Origin of the sequence: Paenibacillus artemisiicola (genome assembly GCF_017652985.1) — a bacterium.
Classification (GTDB): Bacteria; Bacillota; Bacilli; order Paenibacillales; family Paenibacillaceae; genus Paenibacillus_Z; species Paenibacillus_Z artemisiicola.
In genome coordinates this window covers 21,182-41,796 of the sequence record NZ_JAGGDJ010000016.1, presented here as the reverse complement: position 1 = coordinate 41,796, position 20,615 = coordinate 21,182, and the positions used below count along the sequence as shown (strand labels likewise).

Sequence of the window (20,615 nt, the reverse complement as noted above, 5' to 3'; positions counted from 1 at the left end):
CAACTATCTGCAGTATATGCGAAATAGAATGGTATTGCAACTATTTGTTGGCAGGAAACGCAAAAAAAAGCAGAGCGGCGAACCGCCCTGCCTTGCCCCGGCGTGCCGGTTTCGGCCGCGTTCGGCGCCGTTACCGGCACGGCGTTACCGCGCGTCGCGGACGCCGTTCCGCCCGCCGGGCCCGCCGCCGCACCGGCTTCGGCCGCTACACCGCCTTCGGCCAAACCGAATACGGCACGGTGCCGTTATGATACGGCACGCGCTCGTGGAACGCGCGCCACCACGCGTAATCCAAGTCCCCGGACAAGACCACCGGCGCCTCCGGCAGCGCGGGCTCCGTCAGCCCGAGCTCGGCCCAGAGCCCTTCCGCCCATTCGCCCAGCAGCCCGTCGAGCGCCAGTTCCGCGGCTGGGCCTAGCCGTCGTTCGTCGTCATGCATGCTCCTTGACCTCCCTCTCCGCGCCGGCCGGCGCCGTCTCGGTCAGCCGCAGCCCTTCGGCGAGCAGCTTCCTTGCCTGCGAAATTTTGTAGCGCACCGTGCCCGCCGGCAGCCCCGTCGCGGCGCCGATCTGCACGCTGCTCAGCCCGCCGAGCACCTTCATCAGCAGCAGGCCGCGCAGCTCCTCGGGGAGCCGGCCGATCTGCGTTTCCAGCTCGCGCATCCGTTCCCGGCCCGCCAGCACGCCGGACAGGTCGCCGGGCGCCGCGCCCGGCCCGGCCTCCAGCCGCTCCTCCGCCCGCTTCCGGTTCGCGCTGCGCCGGTATTGATCCTTCAACCGGTTCGCGGCGACGGCGAACAGCCAATACAGCCGTTCGTCCGCCGGCACCGCCGCGACGGCCTCGATCCGGTTCCACGTCTTCAGGAACACGTCCTGCAGCAGATCGGCCGCGAGTTCCCGGTCATTCGTCCGGGCAAGCAGGAACGCGAAAATCGGCTTGGCGTGCGCGGCGTACAGCTCGCGGAAGAGCGCCCGGTCCACGGGCTACGCTCCTTGCGCGCCGGCGTGGTCGTCCGTGGCGACGATATCGCCGAGCTTCGTCTCGGCCAGCAGCTGCACCAGCGGAATCAGCCGCTTGGGCGCCCGGATCGTGCCGAGGACGACCAGCTCGCCGACCTTCGCTTTCATCAGCGCGACGTCCACGTCGGCTTCGAATTCGCAATCGCCGAGGACGACCAGCGAGATCGGCTTGTCGAGCAGCTCCAGGAACGCGCGGGAGTACGACTCGCTGCCGAGAATGACGCGCGGCACGTCGCCTTTATAGTAGAACACTTGGCCCATCATCCGCGTCAGGGCGCCGGACAGCGCCGATTCCGACGACTTGGGCGCCATCAGCTGGCCCATGACGATCAGCTCGCGATATCCGACCGCGTCGACGTGGGACGTGATGAGCGCCTGCCCCGCCACGACGAGGATATCGTCGGGCGATCCGCCCGCGTTCGCCAGCGATTCCCCGCTGAGCGAGATTTGCCCGGTGAATACCTTCAGCTTGCCGCTGCCCGTCTCGTCCGGGAGCTGCAGCGTGGAGCCCACGTTCTTCTGCGGAATCCGCATCACGGCATCGGCCAGCGAACTCGGCACGATGATGAGCCCCACGTTATGGATCAGCGAGATGCCCGCCAATCCCTCCGCCGTCTTCCCGGTCAAATCGAGCACCCCCAAGTTTTCGATCGTCAACCCTTGAACAGCTTCGCTCATTCCCAAACGCCTCCATTCGGTTAATGGCTTACAATCAGGATAACGATGGTATTCGCGAACCGTTGGCGATTTTCCGCCGTCCGCGCAAAAAAAGTTTCGGCGCGCCCGAAGCCGCGGCCCGCGGCCGTTTTTCGCCCTCGCTTCCCTTCCGTTGACATGAACCCCGTCCCGCGCTCGTACAATGATAGCAGGAGCTCGTACGACTGACCGTTAGGGAGGATTGCTGATGAAAATAACGTCCGGCGGCTTCGAGGTCGCCTACCACGGCAGGGTGTTCGCGTACGGCATGAACCCCATCGAGGTCGTGCTGTCGGAGGAGAACGATCCGCTGACCTTCGTCTTCTGCATCGAGCAGGACCCGGAACGCGACGACTTCATGACGGACATCCGGCTGGTCCGGTATAACGAAGTGCGCATCGCGTGCGTCAATTTTCCGCGGGGCAAGCCGACCGGCGCCCCGGACATGATCCATCTCGGCGTGCTGAACAACCGCAAGCTCTCGCTGCGCTACGAGGCGACGATCGGCTACGACGCGACGTCGTGGGCGCTGGCGTTCACGTTCTATTCGGGCGAGGGGGTCGACGGCCCATGAACAAGATCGAGCTTCAGGATCCCAAGGTCGCGAGCAAGATCATCGCGGCCAACGCCGAGAACGACAAGCGCAAGGCGGAGCTCGGCTTCCTCGGCCGGTTCTTCGGCTCGGGGGAGAACGTCCGTCTGTACATCGTGGGCACGATCGCGCTCGGCGTGCTGCTCATCGCCCTCGTTTACACGCTTACGCCCGACCGGTACCGCTCGCCCGACCTGGGCCTGAAGGACATGTGGACGCTCATCGTCATCCCCGTGGAATCGACGATCATCGGCTATCTGATCGGGTCGCGGTCGAAAGAAACCGGGAACGGCTAGCCGCGGCCAACGCGTTCGTTTCATCCCCATAGACCTTAGCTTCGTGCCTGTACGCCCCTGGACCGCCGTTGGTAGACTGGACGTATCAAGACCATGAATCCTAGGAGGCATGAGGCGAATGACGACGCAATCGTACATCGAGCAGCGAACGGAACGGACGAGATGGTTTCTGCACGACCGCTTCGGCATGTTCATTCATTGGGGCCTGTACGCGATCCCCGCGCGCGGGGAATGGGTGCGCAACGCGGAGCGGATCAGCAACGAGGATTACCAGGCGTATTTCGACGGCTTCAACCCCGACCGCTACGATCCAAAGTCATGGGCCAAGGCGGCGAAGGCGGCCGGCATGAAGTACGCGGTGCTGACGGCCAAGCACCACGACGGCTTCTGCCTCTTCGACAGCGCGCTGACGGAGTACAAGTCGACCCGCACCAAGGCCGGGCGCGACCTCGTGCGCGAGTTCCTGGACGCCTTCCGCGCGGAGGGGCTGAAGGTCGGCCTCTACTACTCGTTGCTGGATTGGCACCACCCGGATTATCCGGCCTACGGCGACCGCATCCACCCGATGCGCGACAACGAAGCGTACAAGCGCGAGCCCGGCGGATTCGACCGGTACCTCGATTACATGCACGGCCAAGTCCGCGAGCTGTTGACGAACTACGGCAAGCTCGACATCATGTGGTTCGATTTCTCCTACGGCGAGCTGCGGGGCGAGGCGTGGCGGGCGAGCGAGCTGATGGAGACGATCCGCGCCGTGCAGCCGCATCTCATCGTGGACAACCGGCTGGACGCGAGCGGCGAGGAAGGCGGCTCGATCTATTCGGACAACCCGACGCCGTACGCGGGCGACTTCGCCTCGCCGGAGCAGATCATTCCGCCGCGCGGCGTGACGGACCAAGCCGGCCGCTCCATTCCGTGGGAGGCGTGCATCACGCTGAACAACAACTGGGGCTACAGCGCGGCCGATCAGGTCTACAAGTCCGCCAAGACGGTCATCCGCAAGCTCGTGGAATGCGTGAGCAAGAACGGCAACCTGCTGCTGAACGTCGGGCCCGACGCGAAGGGCGAAATTCCGCAGCCGTCGCTGGACGTGCTCGAAGAGGTCGGCCGCTGGATGCGCCGGAACGGGGACAGCATCTACGGCTGCGGCCCGGCCGACCTGCCGAAGCCGGAATGGGGCCGCTATACGCAAAGCGGCGGCAAGCTGTACGCGCATCTGTTCGAGGAGAGCATCGGCCCCGTCAACCTCGCCGGCCTGGCGGGACGGATCAAGCAGGCGCGGCTGCTTGCCGACGGCTCGGAGGTGTTCGTGACGCGCCCGTGGAACGCCGCCCTGTACGAGCAGGACGCGTTCTTCAACTTCGCCCGGCCGGAGCATTTCACGTACCCGCTCCCGGACGAACGGAATACCGTCGTCGAGCTGACGCTGGCCGAGGAAGACGGGTAGGCGGCGGAGTAGGATCGCCATCCGGGCGTGCCCCAAACATCGGCTAATGAAGAAAACCACCCCGTGCATGGGGTGGTTTTCTTGGCGTAGGAGGGGCGATAAGCATAGCCATGGATTGGCCTCGCCGCCCCCTGCCGTTCTTGCCCGAGCTACTTCCCGGCTTTAGGCTCGTCTTTGGGGTCGATCTCAGGTTCGTGCAAAGGCTTGTTCTTACGTTCGTGCAAAGGCTCATTCTTAGGCTCGTTCTTAGGTTCGTTCTTAGGTTCGTTCTTAGGTTTATCCTTCTCCGGCTGCAGCGGATTCGTCACGGACACGAGCGCGAGGCCGGCCGCCAGAATCGCCGCCCAGACGGCAAAGGAAGGCCAGCCCTCGGGCAGCAGGCCGAGGAAGCGGTAGATTAACGGCTTGCCGAAGATGGCTTCGATCAGCGGCCTGACGACCGTCCCGAGCCCGAGCAGGCTGAGGATAATTCCCGTGACCTGCAGCCCGTCATGCTGGATCTTCTTCATGCTCGACGCTCCTTGTGGCGTAGTGAAAGGCGCGGACGGTCTCTTGCACAGCTTCCTCGATATCGGCATCCGCCTCCGCCGCGAGCCGGCCGCTGGCCGTATCGATGGCACTCCGGACGAACAGCGCCATCATCGCGGGCGCGAACGGCCTGAAGCTCTTCTCCTCGTCCTGCCCGTAGCGGAAGATGTCGATGAGCGGCCGATAGATGGCGTCGCCGCCGCCGGCGTAGACGAGCGCGCCATCCTTATCCCGGTGATTGGCGATCAACTGCATGACCGCCTGCGTCCGGACGCGGCGCTCGGCCACGAACCGCAGATTGGCTTCGATGTAGGCGGCCAGCACGGCCGGCGCCGTGCCATTAGGGTCGAGTCGGGCGGCCATGTATGCCGCCGCGTCCTCGTAGAAGCCATGGATCAGCTCGCGGAAGATGCCGTCCTTCTGCGGAAAATGATACGTCACCACCCCTTTGCTCACGTTCAGCCGCTCGGCGATCATGCCGAGCGAGCAGCCGGCATAGCCGCGCTGGGCCAGCAGCTCCTCGGCAGCCTGCAGGATGCTTCGGCGCGTCTCTTTCATGTTCGTTCTCCTTTGCTGCATAATGTGGCCGTCAACGGACCGCATGACTCACGTCTATTTTAGTACGATCGAGCGAAAATAGCCAGTGATATTCGTACGGTCGTACGAAAAACGCGTCAAAAAAGCGCGCAAGCGAGATGGGTTCTGCCTGCGCGCCTTTTTCGTATGGATCGATCCTCCGAACGGAATCCGCAGCGTTATGACGGCATAAGGGAATCGTCGGCTATCCACCGCACCTTCGTTCCGCCCGCTACAGTTCCCGATACCGCTGCCGCCGCATCCACTGGGTGGCGATCCACTTCTCGCCCGCCGCCACGGGACTGCCCCCGTGCAGCGTCAGCTCGTTCAGCCGCGGGTCCGAGTAGAAATATTCAAAGTACACGGCGTTGCCCTTCTTCGGGGTCACCGCGAAGCGCAGCGCAGGAAACACCGTCTCCCCGCCTTCCTCCACATCGTTTAGGTACATAACCAAGGTGCTGATCCGATTGTTCGCGACCTGCTCCGCCGTAAAATAATCCAGGTGCGGCCGGTATTCCTCGCCGGGCCGGTAATGCAGGATCTGCAGCGGCTCGGCATGCGCGGCGGGCACGCCCATCAGGCCGGCGAGCCGGAGCTCGATCGCGCGCACCCATTCGTTTTCGTTCTCCTCGAGGAACGCGCCGCTGCCCGTGCGGACGTCGCTGAGGGCGCGGGACCTGCCGGTCCTCGCCCGCCGCATGCGTTCCCGGGCCAAGCCGATCAGGGCATCGCACTCCGCGTGGCTTAAGACGTGCTCCAAGATCAAGATCAGCGGTTCGTTGATCTTGCCGAGGATCGGAATGGCGCGGTCCGCGGTTCGGAGGGTATTGCCGGTTACCTGTACAATCGACTGCTCCCTTACGGTCATCGTGGCCATCTCCCGTCGCGAGAATCGTGATCACGTATGCGCTTTCGCAGCTGTCAGATAAGGATATGTTCTTCGCGGGAAGCCGAAAATCCTTCCGGCGGCGGATAGCCGAAGCCGTCCGTGCCTCCGTCAAGCTCGCTATCCGGATGCTCGAATGACCGTCGCCTATTTCACCGCCCAATATGTAAAATAAACTTGACACTGTGATTGGTTTATTATACATTTTGTTCAAGGAACTTGACTTCGACCAGCAGGGGGGTGCAAAGCAAGATGACGTATCAAGAGAAGAAGAGCATCGTGTCGATCGTCAGCGCGATCCTTATTTTCGGAGTTTACTGCGCGTACAAGGCGGCGAGGTATCCGGCTGAAGGGTTTCAGCCGGCGGAGGCGTACCGGTATTGGGGCATGTTCGTGCTCGTCCTGATGGTCGTGTCCATCGTCGCGCACATCGTGATCAGCATCGCGTTCAATATCGTCTTCCGGGCCACGACCGGGGAGAAGGAGCCGGCGTTCGCGGACGAACTGGATAAGCTGATCGAGCTGAAGGCGCACCGGAACGGCTTCATCGTGTTCATCCTCGGCTTCCTGCTCGCCATGGGCTCGCTGGCCGCCGAACGTCCGATTCAGACGATGTTCGTCATTCTGATCGCCGCGGGGTTCGTCTCCGACGTGACCGGCTCCGCGACGAAGCTCTACCACTACCGGAAAGGAGTGTAAGATGAGCAAACATCTTGTCGGCAACCACATCCGCAGATTACGGTTCGATCACGGCGAAATGACGCAGCAGCAATTGGCTGACAAGGTCGGCGTCACGCGGCAAACGATCGTGGCGCTGGAGAAGGGCAATTACTCCCCTTCGCTCGAGCTTGCTTTTCGCATCGCCCTCGCCTTCGGCTTGCCGCTGGAAGACGTGTTCTATTACGGGGAACACGGCACACGCGATTAATCAAATGGAGGGAACGAATCATGCCATCGCCCGTCCGTTCGGCCCGCATCGTCGGGATCTGTTTTATCCTCGCCGCCGTCGCCTCGGTTATCGGCCTTGTCCTGTACGACCCGATCCTGAACGGATCGGATTACTTGACGAACGGCGCCTCGCATGCCAACCAAGTCATCCTGGGCGCGCTTATGGAATTGATTCTCGTCGCTTCGGCGGTCGGCACCGCGGTATTCATGTTTCCGTACCTGCGCCGGTATAACGAAAGCCTCGCGCTCGGCCACGTGTGCTTCCGGTTCATGGAGGCCGCGATCATTACGGTCGGCGTCGTCAGCGTCCTGTCGCTGCTCACGCTGAGCAAAGCCTACGTCGCGGGAGGCGCCGCGGACGCCGCTTCCTACCAAGCGTCCGGCACGCTGCTGAAGGCCGTCCACGACTGGACCTTCCTCCTCGGCCCCAACTTCATGCTCGGCCTCAACACCATGCTGTACAGTTATATTTTCTGGCGGTCCCGGCTCGTTCCCCGCTTCATTCCCGCGTTGGGCCTGACGGGCGCGGCGCTCGTGTTCCTCGCCGCCCTGCTCGAGATGTTCGGCGTCATCCCGCAGCTCTCCGTCTGGGGCGGACTGCTGTGCCTGCCCGTGGCGGCGAACGAGATGGCCTTGGCCGTCTGGCTGCTCGCCAAAGGCTTCAATCCGCACGCGCTGGCGGCGTTAAGCGCGCGTCGGGCGTAGCGGGCCGGGCGTAGCGGGTCGGGCGTAGCGGGTCGGGCGTAGCGGGCCTAAGCGCCTGGCAAAAAAAGACCGGGAAGCCGCCGCGGCGGGCATCCCGGTCTCTTCTTTTGCGCGGACGCGCGGATGGCGCTCGGCGTCTCGCCGATTCGCCGAGCGAGTCAAGCCCGATGCTTGTTCAGGAACGCCAGCATCCGCCGGTATACGGCGATTTCGTTGCCGCGCTTGGAGAAGCCGTGCCCCTCGTCGTCCAGCACCAGATACTCGACGTCCGTCCCTTGCGCCTGCAAGGCCGCGACGATCTGGTCCGATTCGGCCTTCACGACCCGCGGGTCGTTCGCGCCTTGGATGACCAGCATCGGCTTGACCATCTGCCGCAAATACGTAATCGGCGAATCCTTCGTCAGCCGCTCCCGATCCCGCTCCGGATGACCGAGCCAGCGTTCCATGAGCGGCTTCCAGTCCTCCGGCACGGAGTCGATGAAGGTGAACAGGTTGCTCGGCCCGAAAATATCGACCGCCGCCCGGAAATAATCCGCATGCCGTCCGGCCAGCAGCAGCGTCATGTACCCGCCGTAGCTGCCGCCCACGACGAACAGCTTGTCCCGGCTCGAGATGCCCTGCTCGAACAGCCATTCCATCCCCGCCACGCAGTCGAGCCGCGGCCCTTCGCCCCAGTCGCCTTCGACGAGCTTGACGAACGCGGAGCCGTAGCCCGTGCTGCCCCGGAAATTCGGCGCGAAGATGTTATAGCCGTAGGCCAGCATGAATTGGAACATCGCCCGGAAGAACTTCCCTTCCGATGCCTGCGGCCCGCCGTGCGGCCAGAAGATGGTATACCCGTTCGCGACGTCGGCCTTCGCCTTGAAGAGCAGCGCTTCGATCTCGAGCCCGTCGAAGGACGGAAACCGCACGACGTCGGGATAGACCAGGTTCTCCTCGGCAAGGCCGGTGACCCGGTTCTGCGTCAGCCGCGTCCACTCCCCGTCCGCGTAGCGGTAGAGGTTGAACGGCTGCACGGCGCCGCGTCCCAAGATGTACACCGCGCCGGAGTCGGCGACGACGGCCTTCTCCACGACGTCCACCGGGAGCGGAATCGCCACGGCTTCCCCGCCCGCCAGCGGTTTCGCGTACATGCGATGCTCCGTGCCCCGCTCCGTCCAGACGTACAGCATCCCGGACGCTTGGTGCCACTTAACGCCGGATACCGCTTCGCCGTCGAACTCGCACACCGTCTCATACGCGCGGGTGGCCAGATTATAAGCCATCACGTAGGCAAAGTCCCGGTTCACGTCGGTGACGTACACCAGCGTGTCGTTGTCCGTGAAGAGGAAATCATGACTGACCTGCACCCGCTCCGGGCTCGGGGATACGACCGTCTCTTCGCCGCCGGCCAAGACGATGCCGAGCTGATGCGTGTTGGCGAACGTTTTGGCCACGACGAACTTGTCCTCGTCCGGACTGACCGCCTCCAGAAACGTCGGCTGTTCGCGGCCTTCGTACACCAGCTGGTCTTCTCCGGCGGCCAGATGGCGCACGCGCGCATTCAGGAAGTTGGGGTTGTCCTTCGAGGTGACGTAGTAGAGACGCTCGCCGTCCTTCGAAAGCTTCACGGCATAAAACTTCTCCTGCGGCGTGCCCTCGATCAGCTCGAGCGGATTCCCGCCTTCCGCCGGCAGCGCGTAGATATGGTAGTTTTCGTCCCCGTCCCGGTCGAAGCCGGCAAGCAGGAAGCGCCCCCGCGGGTCGATCTCGATCGCGTTCGCGTTCTGGTTGTTGTACGTCAGCGGATACGGGTACGCATCCGGCAGATCCATCGCCCACAGGTTGGGCTGGCCGTTCAGATTGCTGCTGAAAATCAGCCGTTTCTCGTCCTTCGCCACCGCAAAGTCGCGAATGACATACGTTTGGAAAAACTGCTCCACGTCCGGTTTCGGAAATTGGATCATGCTTGCCGCCGCCTCCCACGAAATAAGTTCGTTTCCAACGATAATCGGTCATCGCGCGCATCTAAGTTTAAATAATTCAACGCGAAGCGGCTGGAATCCTGTTTCGCCTCCCAGAAATTCACTGCCTCCGCAAGGGTTCGCGCCATGAACCATTTAGCCGGTTAATTCTTGACGCCGCGCCGGTCTCTCGAAGCCGAGCTCCGGTTCCGCCCAGTCGTTATCCATCCATGCCGCCGGGCATGCAACGCAAAGAAGCACAACGCCGCCCGGACGATGTGTTTCTAGGCAAGATGATGTGGACCTCGCTTTATCCGCCGTCTCCCATAGCATGCTCGATTCGCTTATCCGGCACAAGCCACATGACGGCCACGAGGACAATCAAGAAGCCGGATATCCACGTACTGATGTACGCCGTCCCCACCGAGGCCAAGTAGAACAGCGGGGATAATTTCACCTTCCAGCCATTGCCGATCGCCGCGGCGAACGAAGCGTCATGCTGCTTCAAGATGGCCAGATGAAGAAACCGGTACGAGACGGCCGAGAATAGCAGAATCATCCCATAGAGCGCCGTAGGCGTAGCGGCAAAACGGCTTTCCCCCATCCACGCGGTCGTGAACGGCACCAGGGACAGCCAGAAGAGCAGCAGCAGATTCAGCCACATTAATTGCCCGTTCATTTTGCGAACCATGTGCAGCAGATGATGATGATTGTTCCAGTAGATGCCGACGTAGACGAAACTGAAAATATAGCTGACGATTTTCGGTCCTAACGCGAAGAGCGCGTGCCAATTATGGCCTTCCGGCACTTTGAATTCCAGCACCATAATCGTGATAATGATGGCCAACACGCCGTCGCTGAAGGCCTCCATCCGGTTTGCTTTCAGAATGTAACCCTCCTTGTCCTCTTGAATCCTATTTCATAGTACCATGATTGATCGCCGATGGGGCGGGATAAAATGTCGGGGACCGTGGAGTATATTAGCTTTGAACGGAAAATCCAAAAAGGGCCGCGACAGCCTGCCCCGCCGGCAACCAGTCGCAGCCCCGAATCCGCGTCGCAAAACGCCCGCTCGCCGCTTACTCTTCTCCCGTGGCGACTTTTTTCCATTCCTTATATATTTAGGAATTGACTTCCTTATCTTGTTGTTGCAAATTCATAGGTAGAAACCTTTTTAAGAGAGACGTATCGCGTAACTTTCATCCGCTGTCTATTAATTTCACCATACAGGGGGGATTTAGCATGCCATATCGGCTTGTGGACGAATTTATTTGGGTGGATTGGAACGACATCGACAAGCAGCAGGATGAAACTGCCGCCGATAAGTATAACCGGATTGTCGGGTGGGCCGGAAAAGCAAGAGGGAAGAATCCAGGCGTATTTGATGAGCTTACAAGCTGGTTAATGGATGATTCGGAATGGACGGAAGAAAAGCTGGCTGAAAACGAGCAAATCTTAGTGCAAGGCGTCTTAGCGCGCTTCCAAGAACAAAATGCCCGACTTCGCCTGTATTTAAAGGAGCTTGAACCATCTGGCGTGGTCAATGCGCCCGTGTTTAAGGCGTTGGACGATTTTGACAGGGAATTATCCGGCGTACATTTGGATGCGCGGCTTTCCCAAGAGGTTACAAGAATGTTCACCGATTTTACCGCTATGCGCGAACGCAATGTGCGACAACAAGTAGCAGGCGGCAAGACAGGGCAAACTGGCACAGATAGCGTCGATATATTCGGGTATATCAATCATCTGAAAAACTGTGATACCAAGTACATTGGTGCTTGTTTATGCCCGATACGGTAAAACGTCAACAAGCTGGTTTCAAAGTTGACAATTTCGATTACAAGCAAATGCCGGCAATGCGCTTTATTGGCGTGGATGATCGCCTATTTCACAGCGATACTGACGAAGAATATCACGAGAAGAAGAAAGCAGGCCTCAAGAATGTAGTAAGCACACTCCATGCTTTGACTTCGTATAAATCCGGCTTTGACCATGATGTTCTGCTTGGACATCATTACGGACGAGGGGTCGATGTTGAGCCTTGGCATGGTCTTTGGGGGCGATTTATGGAGGCTGACACCCCGGTGCCGGAAGGTTTTATGCATGTTGACTTTACGTCTGAATACGCGGATAAACCCGGTCTGCCGTATCTTCCCAAATTTGCATTTGCCACTTTCTCCGGCGATATTGATGCTATGCACGATGATGAAGGCACCGATGGCGGCAGAATGTATGATGTCACCCGCAATATCATACTGGGTCAAGGCGTCGGTATTCCATACCCGGACAAATACTGGATGGCAGAAGTGTTCCTCGATGGATTCGATAAACCCAGCACCGCTTATATGTTTAGTGTAGTGTTGTAATACATACCTCCTATTTTTCGCCGTCACTTACGGCATGAATTCGCGCAATAATCTTCAAGCCCGCATTGTTGACTCCCTGTTGACTTCGGGGCATAAAAATACACCGCCAGAGCCTTTGGGCAAAATGGCGGTGTATTCGTCATTAAAAGTCCTGCTATTCGTCTTCTCGATCCTCTTCACCCGTCGCGATCGGATTCCCTTCATAGCTAATCCAATCGCTCCAGCTCCCCGCATACAACCGCACGTTCGTAAAGCCCGCTTCCCGCAGCGCCAGCACGTTCGGGCACGCCGTCACGCCCGAGCCGCAGTACACGATGGTCTCGCGGTCCTTGTCCAGCCCTTCGAACCGCGCCGCCTGCGCTTCGGCGTCCTTCCACTTGCCGTCGGCGCCGCGGCCCTCGGCCCAGAAGCGGTTGCGCGCGCCCGGGATATGGCCGGCCTTGCGGTCGAGCGGCTCGACCTCGCCGCGGTAGCGCGGCGCTTCGCGCGAGTCGATGAGCGTCACGTCGGCATGGCCCAGCTTCTCGCGCACCTCGTCCATCTCCACGAGCAGGTTATGCTGCACCGTCGCGAAGAACGGCGACGGGATGAGCGTCCGCTGCTCGGCATTGACCGGGAATCCGGCATTCTTCCACGCCGTGAAGCCTTCGTCCAGCACGTAGACCTCCTCATGTCCGAGGTACTTGAGCAGCCACCAGAGCCGCGACGCCATCGCGCCGCCCTGATCGTCGTACGCGACGACGCGCTTGTCGTTGCCGATGCCGGCCCGGCTGAACGTGCCCGTCAGCTGCGCGATGTCCGGCAGCGGATGGCGTCCGCCGTGCGCCTCGATCGGCGCCGACAGGTCCTTCTCGAGGTCCAGGTACACGGCCCCCGGGATATGCGCTTCTTCGTAGGCCTCGCGGCCGGAGGCCGGCTTGCCGAGCTGGAACCGGCAGTCGACGATCACGATGTCGGCTTCATACATGCGGGCCAGCAGCCATTTTAACGATACGATGGAATTCAATTCATTCAATCCGCCTTTCCTAACTTGTCCTTAGCTGCATTATACCGCATTCGGGGGGATGCGCGCATCGCGGCCGCCTTTCCCAACTCCCCTGAAAACCTTTACAATTCCTATATCTTCCATAGAGGATCCGTTAACAAAACTCCCCTACGATCATAACGGGCCTTGAAAGGGCCAACAATCGATAGAGGAGATGAATTTATGTTCAAACGCATGTTAGGTACGGCCGCCGTCATCGTCGCCCTGGGCGCATCGCTCGTCACGGAAGCGGGCGTCGCCCCGACGCCCGCGCACGCGGCAAGCAACATGGTGCCGGATTACGAGGTAAAGCTGCTGCTGAATCCGAGCGCCGTGCTCGGCCCGGACTTCAAGCTGACGAGCACCGTCCTCAGCACGTTCGCGATGCCGACCACGGTCACGAAGATGAACGTCGCGTTCCTCGACACAAACAGCAAGGAGATCTACAACAACGGCTGGAGCCCGCGCATCCGCAAGACGGAAGGCGAAGACGACTTCGAGCTCAGCTACAAGAAGCGCTACACGATTACGAACAACGACATCAACGCCGCGCTGACGCAAGCGAACAATGACGGCTTCGACAGCGGCGACGACAACTACGAGGCGCAGGTCGAGTGGGGCTACCAGAAGAAGACGCTCAGCATCACCCGCACGAAGAGCGGCAGCAAATCCGGCTACAGCGGCATGGACCTGCCGTCGATCGGCGACGCCCGCAGCCTGATGGTCAACAACGCGCCGGACAAGTTCAACGACTGGCTGAACAATGACTGGGGCACGGACAACCTGGAAGATTCCCGTTACTTCGGCCCCGTCCTTGCCAAGCGTTCCGAGGGCACCTGGAGCGGCCTCAAGCTGTACATCGAAGTCTGGCCGATCAAGAACGCCGCCGGGACGGGCACGGAATACGTCGTCGAGGCATCCTTCAAGACGGACAGCGCGTCGACGGCGTCCACGAAGCATGACCAGCTGATCAGCTTCCTGCAAAGCAAGGGCTGGTTCCTCGCCCAGGATTCACTGAAAACGCAGCTGATCATGGATCGCTACTAATCCGCCGCTCCGCCATCCATCCGCGCTGCCGCACCAGCCGCCGATTCGCCGCCTAGGGGCGGATCCGCTTGCGCGACAGCCGAAGACGCCCGCTCCCCGCGGGCGTCTTTTTTCCGATTTTGACCTGTTCCCGATCTGAATATCCCCCGTTTCTATCCGCATTTCATCTCGGTTTCATTCTGGCTTTCCCCGGCTTTGTCCCCGCCTTAGTCTCGACTTCATTCCGATTCCGCTCCCGGGTTGCCCGTCCCGCTTTCCTCGTCCCGCCGGATTTGGTAGTATGAAGGAACTATATTCGCATTTGCGCCGGAGCCGTTCTCGCCCCCCGCGAGGCCGCCCCGCTGCCGCCGAGGAGACGAACGTCATGGCCCACCCGCAACCGAATGCCCATCCGCCCCGCTTCCGCGTCGCGCCGCTCACGGAGGAGCTGGCCGAGCAGCTCTCGACCTGGCGCTACGAGCCGCCCTTCGACTTCTATAACTGGACCTCCTGGCAGGTCATGCTGGAGCTCGGCATGGAGTTCGGCGATCCCGGCGTCCGCAACCGGCAGTACGCCGCCGTCCTGGACGAAAGCGGCGAGTTCGTCGGCTTCGCGCAGTTCTTCCCGCTGCTCGGATTGACGCGCATCGGTCTCGGCCTCCGCCCGGACCTGTGCGACCGCGGGCTCGGCGTCCCGTTCGTGAAAGCCATCGTGGCGGAAGCGATCCGCCGCGCGCCGCACGACGAGATCGACCTCGAGGTGCACACCTGGAACGTCCGCGCGATTCGCACCTACCAGCGGGCGGGCTTCGTCATCGCCGACACGTACGGGAAGCAGACGCATACCGGGGTCGTCGAAGTCTACTGCATGTGCTACTTGCCCGAGGAAGGGCTCTAAGGACGCCCGTCCAACGAGCGCGTGTTCCGAATTTACAATACGAAAACGTGCTAAAATCCCGCTCCGCCGCATAACCGTAATAATGTCACAGCCAGTGACAACAAGGAGGCGGATCCAGTGAAAGTTTTGAACATCATCAGCTTGATTGTGCTCATTCTCGGCGGTCTGAACTGGCTCATCGTGGGGCTCTTTGAGTATGATGTCGTTTCGGAGATTTTTGATGGATCAGATTCCGTCGGGGCGAAAATCGTGTACATTATTGTCGGTCTGGCAGCACTTTACAGCCTGTCGTTCTTCTCGAAGGTGTCCGCGGAAGAATAAGAAAATTGCCCGCTGTCATTCGTCGGCATGCATAGCCGAGCCCGCCGCCGCGCCCTTGCGCCAGCCGCGGGCTTTTCTTATGCGCCGGGCCGGCGCCCGGCCCGGGCTATCACGCTTCTACGCATCTACGCTTCTACCCCTCCGCGTCTCCGCTCCGCCGCGTCCAGCACGAACTCCCCCGCAACCCGGCGCGCCTCCTCGTCCGGCAAGACGCCGCCGCCTCCCCAAAAAAACGCCGATCACCGGTTCTCGGCAATCGACGCTCGGTACATCTCGTTATAGCGCTCCGCGGACTGAAAGTCCAGCTCCGTCAAGCCTCCGGCATGCCACGTCGTCAGGCGCAGCGTCACCTTCTTGTAATCGATCGCGATGAACGGATGATGATTCAGCTCCTCGGCGATCTCGGCGATCCGCCCGACGAACGCGATCGCGGCGGGAAAGCCGGCGAACCGATAGCTGCCCGCGATCCATTTCCCGTCCTCCCGCGTCCAGCCCTCCAGCCCGGCGAGCGCCCGGTCCGCCGCCTCCGCCGGCAGCTTCTCCAGCTTAGCCATGCCGCCTCACCTTCCCCGTCTTCAGGCTTAGATCAACCGGATGATCCGGCTCTCCTTCTCGTCCACGGACACCTCGATGATATGATGCTTCGGCCGGTACGTGACCACGCCCTGGCCCACGCGCAGCACCGGATCCTCGCCGAGCGCGTAGAACACGTCGTCCGCGAGCGCTTCCATCAGATCGAGCCGCTCCGTCTCGCCGAGCTCCTCCCATTCCGCCGTCTCCATCTCGAAGAACAAGTAACCGTCCCCGATCGAATGCATCGCGTCCTTCAATTCCACCAAAATATCCTCGTATTCTCTCGCATGCTTCACGCCCATTTTGCGCCGCCTGCCTCTCTGCTTCTAATTTCCAGCCGCTTCTCCCTATTTTACACGAATTGGGACGAAAACTCCTAAAACATCCGTTCAGCTCTAATCTACGGACCGATTTTGTCGATATAAATAGCGTGTCTCTTTTCTTTTTACCCCGCCCACGGGCTTGAACGGCAGCCGCCGGTTGACGATAGTCGCGACTTTATTACTAGACGAGGTGTGTCATGGAAAAATCTACAATCATCGGTATCGTGCTCGGTCTCGTAGCCGTTCTGCTCGGGATGGTGCTCAAGGGCGCCCCGATCGAAAACCTGGTAAATCCAGCCGCTTTTATCATCATTATCGTCGGGACGGCCGCCTCGTTATTCATCGGTTTCCCGCTGAGCGAGCTTAAAAAGTTCCCGAAATTGATCAAAATGATCTTCGTCGTGCAAAAACTGCTCCCCCGCGAGGAAGTCATCGCCCTGTTCATGGAATGGGCGACGATCACGCGTCGCGAAGGCCTGCTCGCCCTCGAGTCGAAGGTCGACGAGATCGAAGACCCGTTCCTCCGCAACGGCATGCGGATGATCATCGACGGCAACGACCAGGATCTCGTCCGCGACGTCCTGCTCGAGGACATCGCCGCGACGGAGGAGCGCCACCGCGCGGGCGCCCTGATCTTCTCCCAAGCCGGCATGTACGCGCCGACGCTCGGGGTGCTCGGGGCCGTTATCGGCCTGATCGCGGCGCTGGCCGACATGAGCGACATGGGGCGTCTCGCCCATGCGATCGCCGCTGCGTTCGTCGCTACTCTTTTAGGTATATTCACCGGTTACGTATTATGGCACCCAATCGCCAATAAGCTGAAGCGCCTGTCGAAGAACGAAGTCGAACTGCGCCTCATGATGGTCGAAGGCCTGCTGTCGATCCAATCGGGCGTCTCCACGATCGCGATCAACCAGAAGCTGTCCGTCTTCCTCACGCCGACGGAGCGCTTCAAGCTGAGCCAGAAGGGGGCCGAAGCGATTGAGCAAAAAGCATAAGAAAGAGCATCACGAGGAACACGCCGACGAAACCTGGCTGATCCCGTATGCCGACCTGCTGACGCTGCTGCTCGCGCTGTTCATCGTGCTCTATGCCATGAGCTCCACCGATTCGAAGAAGTTCCAGGACATGAGCAAGGCGTTCAACATCGCGTTCAACAACGGCATCGGCGTGCTGGACCAGTCCTCGATCATCTCGCAGGCCAACCAGATGGAGAACACGCAGGACATCAAGCGCCGCGAAGATACGAAGGATATGTCGGAGCAGCAGCGCCAAGCCCTGCAGAAGCAGGAACAGCAGGACCTCGAGAACCTGAAGAAGCAGGTCGACCAGTACATTCAGTCGAACGGCCTCACGACCCAGTTGGACACGAAGCTCAACCAATCGCGGCTGACGATCACGATCAGCGACAGCTCCCTGTTCGCGCCGGGCAGCGCCAAGGTGAAGCCCGAGTCGCGCAAGCTCGCCATCGAGATCTCGAACATGCTCACCAAGTATTCCGACTACGAGGTCGTCGTCTCCGGCCACACCGACAACGTACCGATTCACAACGACGAGTTCGAATCGAACTGGGAGCTCAGCTCCATGCGGGCGATCCGCTTCATGAACATCGTGCTCGACAACAAGCAGCTCAATCCGAAGAACTTCAGCAACATCGGCTACGGCGAATACCGGCCGATCGCGAGCAACGACACGGCCGCGGGCCGCTCGAAGAACCGGCGCGTCGAGGTATCGATCATCCGGAAATACGCGGATGCGTCCAAGACCGTCAGCGTGCCGGCGTCCGGCGCGGCGAAATAACTGCAATACGGCCAAACGAAAAAACCGCCGGGAGCGCAAAGCTCCCGGCGGTTATTTGGCGTATGCGGCGGCTCGCTGCCGACGGGCTGCCGAACTTGCCGATGTTACCTTGAACTTTCCCGCGTTCCTGACGTTACTCGCGCTCCTGACGCTCCTGACGCTCATGCCGTCACGCTGCGGGGCGTTACCCGTACGTCGCGCTGCGGTGAGGCGGACTCCCGCTCGCCGCAGCGCTCCGGGCGCGGCCCGTCACAACAGCTCGGACTTGTGCGCGGGCAGGGACAGCTCGATCGACCGCCGGACGAGCACGTCCATGGCGTCGATGCTGACCTTGCGCGCTTCCTCGCTGAGCTTGACGATCGACAGCTCCGTGCAGGCGATGATGACGCAGCTGCAGCCGTCGCGTTCGATCATATCGCGGATGATGCCCTCGAGCTCGGCGGGATCGCTGAGGATGCCGCGCTTGATGTCGCGGTAAATGATGTTCATGACCTGCTGCTGCACGTCCCTGTCCGGCTCATGCGGAACCATCCCGTACCGGCGGGCGCAGTCGCCGTAGATGCCGCTGCGCAGCGTGCCGTTCGTCGCCAGAATGCCGACCTTGCCGCCGCGGCCGAACGTATCGACGATTTCCCGCATCGTCTCTTCCACCATGTCGATGATCGGAATCGTCGTCATGGCCTGCATCTCTTGAATGTAATAGTGCGCGGTGTTGCACGGCATGGCGATGTTCGCCACCTCCGCGTATTCCAGCAGCCGGATATCCTTCTCGATCTCCCGCAGGAACAGCTCGCCCGTGTTCTCGAGGATCACGTGGGTCCGGTCCGGCAGCGAGGCATGGTTCAGCACCACCATGTCGATATGGTCCTGGTCCCGGTCGGCCGCCGTGCTTTCGATAATCAGGTCGATAAAGACGGACGTCGCCTTCGGGCCCATGCCGCCCAGAACCCCTAACCGTTTACGTTCCATGATTCAACAACCTTTATCGTATGACATAATCGTTCGATGACATAATCTTTCGATGACATAATCGTTCGTCGTTCGTTGGTTCCCGCCTCGTTCGCCGAGCGGCTCTTCGGCCGCTTATCTGCTCGTCGCGCTCCGCTCGGCGCCGAACGGATTTACTCCGCCGCTTCCGTTCCCGGCTTCCCGAGCAGCTGCAGCGCGATCTCCGCGCCCGGATCCATGCCTTGGCAGCCCGCGAGCAGAATCAGATCGCCGCGCTTCGCCTCGCCCAGCGCCGACCCGATCGCGTCCGGCAGCTCGTCGAACAGCTTGACCTCGATGCCCGCCTCGTTCATGACCTCCAGGAACACGTCGGTCTCTTCGTCCGATACGACGTTGTGGCGGTTGACATGCGACCGGCTCCGCGTCGCGATCAGCTCGCGGCGTTCCAGCCGGTTCATCCACTTCACGATCGATTCCGCGTTCTCGCGGTTGATGATCGGCCCGCGCGCGCCGCGGATCGCGTAGACGAGATGGAAGTCCTCGTAGTCCATGTAGCGGAGCGTCTCCAGCGTAACGTCGATGTTGCCCGGATTGGCGAAGTGATCGTCGATGATCGTGAACGCGTCCTCATGAATGAACTGGAACCGGCGCTCCACGCCGCCGAAGGTGCGCAGCGTTTCCTGAATCGTCGCCACGGACACGCCGCAGAGGAGCGCGATCGCGATCGCCGCCATGGAGTTATAGACGGAGTGCAGGCCCGGAATGCGCAGCTCGACGCGGAACTCGCCCGGCTCGTGACGGACGCCGTTCGCTTCGAACGGCTTCAGAATCTCGACCGTGAACTTCGCCCGTCCGGTGGACAAGTCGAGGTCCTTGCAGTGCAGCGTGCCTTCGCCGCTTCTCATGCCGAACGTGATGACCTTCGCGCGCGTCTCGGTTGCGAGGGAAGCCGCGTATTCGTCGTCCAGGTTCAACACTGCGAAGCTGCGTTCGCCGGCACCCCGGATCAGCTTGGATTTCGCCGCGAAGTAATTCTCGAACGTGCCGTGCGAATCGATATGCTCGCGGCTCAGGTTATTGAAGCAGACGATGTCGTAATCGACCGATTCGACGCGGTTCGCCTCCTGCGCCGCGGAGGATACCTCCATGCTCACGTGGGAGACGCCGGCGTCGGCCATCCGCTTCAGATACGCCTGCAGGTCGAGCGATTCCGGCGTCGTCAGCTCGGCCGGGATCCGCTCTTCGTCGATCTTGACGACGACCGTGCCGATCATCCCCGTCTTGAAGCCGTGCCGCTCGAGAATGGCGTTCGTCATGTACGTGGTGCTCGTCTTGCCGTTCGTCGCCGTGATGCCGATCATCGTCATCCGGTCGGCGGGACGGCCGTAATACGCGCTCGCGAGCCGCGCCATGGCGATCCGGCTGTTCGGCACGACGTACTGCGGCACGTCGATCTCCGGCTGGATCCGCTCGACGATCGCGGCCACCGCGCCGCGCTTCACGGCATCGCCCAAGTATTTATGCCCGTCGGTGCTGTAGCCCGTAATGCAGACGAACAGCTGGCCCGGCGCGACTTTCTGCGAATGATAGGAAATGCCGGTAATCTCGCTGTCCCCGGCATGATACGTTTCGGTTATCGTGATGGCTTGCAGCAATTCTTGTAATTTCGTCATGGCCCACGGTCCTTTCTTCGACGGCGG

At 60.9% G+C, this 20,615-nt stretch carries 26 protein-coding genes; 13 read left to right on the top strand and 13 right to left on the bottom strand.

The features are described from left to right. Nucleotides 1-205: 205 nt before the first annotated feature. From I8J29_RS18670 to I8J29_RS18660, 3 genes are read right to left on the bottom strand one after another with little or no spacing between them, the layout of a single operon-like run. Complete coding sequence (locus I8J29_RS18670) at nt 206-439, bottom strand: hypothetical protein (protein ID WP_208849026.1); 234 nt, start codon at nt 437-439, stop codon at nt 206-208. Beyond that, nucleotides 432-980, bottom strand: a complete 549-nt coding sequence (locus I8J29_RS18665) for an RNA polymerase sigma factor (protein WP_208849025.1) — start codon at nt 978-980, stop codon at nt 432-434. Before I8J29_RS18665 ends, I8J29_RS18670 begins: the two co-directional genes overlap by 8 nt. Before the next feature lie 3 nt (nt 981-983). Beyond that, a complete protein-coding gene (locus tag I8J29_RS18660; protein WP_090647370.1) occupies nt 984-1,697 on the bottom strand; it encodes a hypothetical protein in 714 nt (237 codons plus the stop codon). A gap of 226 nt (nt 1,698-1,923) precedes the next feature. Here I8J29_RS18660 and I8J29_RS18655 point away from each other — a divergent pair, with 226 nt between their 5' ends. The 3 genes from I8J29_RS18655 (at nt 1,924) to I8J29_RS18645 (ending at nt 4,050) form a co-directional block, all read left to right on the top strand. Further along, a complete protein-coding gene (locus I8J29_RS18655) occupies nt 1,924-2,289 on the top strand; it encodes a DUF6864 domain-containing function (RefSeq protein ID WP_090647373.1) in 366 nt (121 codons plus the stop codon). Next, nucleotides 2,286-2,603: a hypothetical protein gene (locus tag I8J29_RS18650; RefSeq protein WP_090647375.1), complete on the top strand. Its 318-nt coding sequence runs from the start codon at nt 2,286-2,288 to the stop codon at nt 2,601-2,603. The genes I8J29_RS18655 and I8J29_RS18650 overlap by 4 nt, the downstream gene beginning before the upstream one ends. 109 nt (nt 2,604-2,712) lie before the next feature. Continuing rightward, nucleotides 2,713-4,050, top strand: a complete 1,338-nt coding sequence (locus I8J29_RS18645; protein WP_420831133.1) for an alpha-L-fucosidase — start codon at nt 2,713-2,715, stop codon at nt 4,048-4,050. A gap of 149 nt (nt 4,051-4,199) precedes the next feature. Here I8J29_RS18645 and I8J29_RS18640 read toward each other — a convergent pair whose 3' ends face one another. The 3 genes from I8J29_RS18640 to I8J29_RS18630 all read right to left on the bottom strand — a co-directional run bounded on the left by I8J29_RS18640 (nt 4,200) and on the right by I8J29_RS18630 (nt 6,022). Then, complete coding sequence (locus tag I8J29_RS18640; RefSeq protein WP_208849023.1) at nt 4,200-4,559, bottom strand: hypothetical protein; 360 nt, start codon at nt 4,557-4,559, stop codon at nt 4,200-4,202. After that, a complete protein-coding gene (locus I8J29_RS18635; protein ID WP_208849022.1) occupies nt 4,540-5,136 on the bottom strand; it encodes a TetR/AcrR family transcriptional regulator in 597 nt (198 codons plus the stop codon). Before I8J29_RS18635 ends, I8J29_RS18640 begins: the two co-directional genes overlap by 20 nt. A 250-nt stretch (nt 5,137-5,386) precedes the next feature. Next, nucleotides 5,387-6,022 (bottom strand): 2OG-Fe(II) oxygenase, encoded by a 636-nt coding sequence (locus tag I8J29_RS18630; protein ID WP_208849021.1) that lies wholly within the window; start codon nt 6,020-6,022, stop codon nt 5,387-5,389. A gap of 270 nt (nt 6,023-6,292) precedes the next feature. Between I8J29_RS18630 and I8J29_RS18625 the strand changes: the two genes are divergently transcribed. From I8J29_RS18625 to I8J29_RS18615, 3 genes are read left to right on the top strand one after another with little or no spacing between them, the layout of a single operon-like run. Next, on the top strand, nt 6,293-6,739 hold the full coding sequence (locus tag I8J29_RS18625) for a hypothetical protein (RefSeq protein ID WP_208849020.1): 447 nt from the start codon (nt 6,293-6,295) through the stop codon (nt 6,737-6,739). 1 nt (nt 6,740) lies between these two features. Then, nucleotides 6,741-6,968, top strand: coding sequence for a helix-turn-helix transcriptional regulator (locus I8J29_RS18620; protein ID WP_208849019.1), 228 nt, complete (start codon nt 6,741-6,743; stop codon nt 6,966-6,968). A gap of 20 nt (nt 6,969-6,988) precedes the next feature. Beyond that, complete coding sequence (locus I8J29_RS18615) at nt 6,989-7,693, top strand: DUF4386 domain-containing protein (RefSeq protein WP_208849018.1); 705 nt, start codon at nt 6,989-6,991, stop codon at nt 7,691-7,693. A 158-nt stretch (nt 7,694-7,851) separates the two neighbouring features. On the opposite strand, the gene I8J29_RS18610 is transcribed toward I8J29_RS18615, so the two are convergent. Both I8J29_RS18610 and I8J29_RS18605 read right to left on the bottom strand, forming a co-directional pair. Next, on the bottom strand, nt 7,852-9,639 hold the full coding sequence (locus I8J29_RS18610) for a S9 family peptidase (protein WP_208849017.1): 1,788 nt from the start codon (nt 9,637-9,639) through the stop codon (nt 7,852-7,854). A gap of 307 nt (nt 9,640-9,946) precedes the next feature. Then, a complete protein-coding gene (locus tag I8J29_RS18605) occupies nt 9,947-10,522 on the bottom strand; it encodes a TMEM175 family protein (RefSeq protein WP_208849096.1) in 576 nt (191 codons plus the stop codon). Between the two features lie 356 nt (nt 10,523-10,878). On the opposite strand from I8J29_RS18605, the gene I8J29_RS18600 reads away from it, so the two are divergent. Both I8J29_RS18600 and I8J29_RS18595 read left to right on the top strand, forming a co-directional pair. Then, nucleotides 10,879-11,436 carry a hypothetical protein gene (locus tag I8J29_RS18600; protein WP_208849016.1) on the top strand — a complete coding sequence of 186 codons (558 nt, stop codon included), beginning with the start codon at nt 10,879-10,881 and terminating at the stop codon, nt 11,434-11,436. Next, nucleotides 11,421-12,002: a hypothetical protein gene (locus tag I8J29_RS18595; RefSeq protein ID WP_208849015.1), complete on the top strand. Its 582-nt coding sequence runs from the start codon at nt 11,421-11,423 to the stop codon at nt 12,000-12,002. The genes I8J29_RS18600 and I8J29_RS18595 overlap by 16 nt, the downstream gene beginning before the upstream one ends. A 154-nt stretch (nt 12,003-12,156) precedes the next feature. Here I8J29_RS18595 and I8J29_RS18590 read toward each other — a convergent pair whose 3' ends face one another. Continuing rightward, nucleotides 12,157-13,008, bottom strand: a complete 852-nt coding sequence (locus I8J29_RS18590) for a sulfurtransferase (RefSeq protein ID WP_208849014.1) — start codon at nt 13,006-13,008, stop codon at nt 12,157-12,159. A 201-nt stretch (nt 13,009-13,209) separates the two neighbouring features. Here I8J29_RS18590 and I8J29_RS18585 point away from each other — a divergent pair, with 201 nt between their 5' ends. From I8J29_RS18585 to I8J29_RS18575, 3 genes are all read left to right on the top strand, one after another. Continuing rightward, nucleotides 13,210-14,073 (top strand): hypothetical protein, encoded by an 864-nt coding sequence (locus I8J29_RS18585; RefSeq protein ID WP_208849013.1) that lies wholly within the window; start codon nt 13,210-13,212, stop codon nt 14,071-14,073. 364 nt (nt 14,074-14,437) lie between these two features. Continuing rightward, complete coding sequence (locus tag I8J29_RS18580; protein WP_208849012.1) at nt 14,438-14,950, top strand: GNAT family N-acetyltransferase; 513 nt, start codon at nt 14,438-14,440, stop codon at nt 14,948-14,950. A gap of 117 nt (nt 14,951-15,067) precedes the next feature. Then, nucleotides 15,068-15,271: a DUF378 domain-containing protein gene (locus tag I8J29_RS18575; protein ID WP_090647403.1), complete on the top strand. Its 204-nt coding sequence runs from the start codon at nt 15,068-15,070 to the stop codon at nt 15,269-15,271. Nucleotides 15,272-15,510: 239 nt separating this feature from the next. On the opposite strand, the gene I8J29_RS18570 is transcribed toward I8J29_RS18575, so the two are convergent. After that, nucleotides 15,511-15,825, bottom strand: coding sequence for a 4a-hydroxytetrahydrobiopterin dehydratase (locus I8J29_RS18570; protein WP_208849011.1), 315 nt, complete (start codon nt 15,823-15,825; stop codon nt 15,511-15,513). A gap of 27 nt (nt 15,826-15,852) precedes the next feature. Further along, the gene (locus tag I8J29_RS18565; protein WP_208849010.1) at nt 15,853-16,146 is read right to left on the bottom strand and encodes a hypothetical protein; all 294 of its coding nucleotides are present in this window, start codon (nt 16,144-16,146) and stop codon (nt 15,853-15,855) included. Between the two features lie 218 nt (nt 16,147-16,364). Between I8J29_RS18565 and motA the strand changes: the two genes are divergently transcribed. Further along, nucleotides 16,365-17,165 carry a flagellar motor stator protein MotA gene (gene motA / locus I8J29_RS18560; protein WP_208849009.1) on the top strand — a complete coding sequence of 267 codons (801 nt, stop codon included), beginning with the start codon at nt 16,365-16,367 and terminating at the stop codon, nt 17,163-17,165. Further along, nucleotides 17,149-17,967, top strand: a complete 819-nt coding sequence (gene motB, locus I8J29_RS18555) for a flagellar motor protein MotB (protein WP_208849008.1) — start codon at nt 17,149-17,151, stop codon at nt 17,965-17,967. Before motA ends, motB begins: the two co-directional genes overlap by 17 nt. Before the next feature lie 249 nt (nt 17,968-18,216). On the opposite strand, the gene cuyB is transcribed toward motB, so the two are convergent. Further along, nucleotides 18,217-18,936: a cysteate racemase gene (gene cuyB, locus I8J29_RS18550; protein ID WP_208849007.1), complete on the bottom strand. Its 720-nt coding sequence runs from the start codon at nt 18,934-18,936 to the stop codon at nt 18,217-18,219. Nucleotides 18,937-19,088: 152 nt separating this feature from the next. Further along, nucleotides 19,089-20,588, bottom strand: coding sequence for a Mur ligase family protein (locus I8J29_RS18545; RefSeq protein WP_208849006.1), 1,500 nt, complete (start codon nt 20,586-20,588; stop codon nt 19,089-19,091). Nucleotides 20,589-20,615 lie beyond the last annotated feature (27 nt).

What these genes read in the sequence shown, in the direction of transcription:
- I8J29_RS18660 (WP_090647370.1), bottom strand. Translation starts at nt 1,697, where the DNA reads ATGAGCGAAGCTGTTCAAGGGTTGACGATCGAAAACTTGGGGGTGCTC.
- I8J29_RS18615 (WP_208849018.1), top strand. Translation starts at nt 6,989, where the DNA reads ATGCCATCGCCCGTCCGTTCGGCCCGCATCGTCGGGATCTGTTTTATC.
- I8J29_RS18570 (WP_208849011.1), bottom strand. Translation starts at nt 15,825, where the DNA reads ATGGCTAAGCTGGAGAAGCTGCCGGCGGAGGCGGCGGACCGGGCGCTC.
- I8J29_RS18635 (WP_208849022.1), bottom strand. Translation starts at nt 5,136, where the DNA reads ATGAAAGAGACGCGCCGAAGCATCCTGCAGGCTGCCGAGGAGCTGCTG.
- I8J29_RS18585 (WP_208849013.1), top strand. Translation starts at nt 13,210, where the DNA reads ATGTTCAAACGCATGTTAGGTACGGCCGCCGTCATCGTCGCCCTGGGC.
- I8J29_RS18610 (WP_208849017.1), bottom strand. Translation starts at nt 9,639, where the DNA reads ATGATCCAATTTCCGAAACCGGACGTGGAGCAGTTTTTCCAAACGTAT.
- I8J29_RS18595 (WP_208849015.1), top strand. Translation starts at nt 11,421, where the DNA reads ATGCCCGATACGGTAAAACGTCAACAAGCTGGTTTCAAAGTTGACAAT.
- I8J29_RS18630 (WP_208849021.1), bottom strand. Translation starts at nt 6,022, where the DNA reads ATGACCGTAAGGGAGCAGTCGATTGTACAGGTAACCGGCAATACCCTC.
- I8J29_RS18545 (WP_208849006.1), bottom strand. Translation starts at nt 20,588, where the DNA reads ATGACGAAATTACAAGAATTGCTGCAAGCCATCACGATAACCGAAACG.
- I8J29_RS18655 (WP_090647373.1), top strand. Translation starts at nt 1,924, where the DNA reads ATGAAAATAACGTCCGGCGGCTTCGAGGTCGCCTACCACGGCAGGGTG.
- motA (WP_208849009.1), top strand. Translation starts at nt 16,365, where the DNA reads ATGGAAAAATCTACAATCATCGGTATCGTGCTCGGTCTCGTAGCCGTT.
- I8J29_RS18625 (WP_208849020.1), top strand. Translation starts at nt 6,293, where the DNA reads ATGACGTATCAAGAGAAGAAGAGCATCGTGTCGATCGTCAGCGCGATC.
- I8J29_RS18670 (WP_208849026.1), bottom strand. Translation starts at nt 439, where the DNA reads ATGCATGACGACGAACGACGGCTAGGCCCAGCCGCGGAACTGGCGCTC.
- I8J29_RS18640 (WP_208849023.1), bottom strand. Translation starts at nt 4,559, where the DNA reads ATGAAGAAGATCCAGCATGACGGGCTGCAGGTCACGGGAATTATCCTC.
- I8J29_RS18600 (WP_208849016.1), top strand. Translation starts at nt 10,879, where the DNA reads ATGCCATATCGGCTTGTGGACGAATTTATTTGGGTGGATTGGAACGAC.
- I8J29_RS18650 (WP_090647375.1), top strand. Translation starts at nt 2,286, where the DNA reads ATGAACAAGATCGAGCTTCAGGATCCCAAGGTCGCGAGCAAGATCATC.
- I8J29_RS18645 (WP_420831133.1), top strand. Translation starts at nt 2,713, where the DNA reads ATGAGGCGAATGACGACGCAATCGTACATCGAGCAGCGAACGGAACGG.
- I8J29_RS18620 (WP_208849019.1), top strand. Translation starts at nt 6,741, where the DNA reads ATGAGCAAACATCTTGTCGGCAACCACATCCGCAGATTACGGTTCGAT.
- cuyB (WP_208849007.1), bottom strand. Translation starts at nt 18,936, where the DNA reads ATGGAACGTAAACGGTTAGGGGTTCTGGGCGGCATGGGCCCGAAGGCG.
- I8J29_RS18565 (WP_208849010.1), bottom strand. Translation starts at nt 16,146, where the DNA reads ATGGGCGTGAAGCATGCGAGAGAATACGAGGATATTTTGGTGGAATTG.
- I8J29_RS18580 (WP_208849012.1), top strand. Translation starts at nt 14,438, where the DNA reads ATGGCCCACCCGCAACCGAATGCCCATCCGCCCCGCTTCCGCGTCGCG.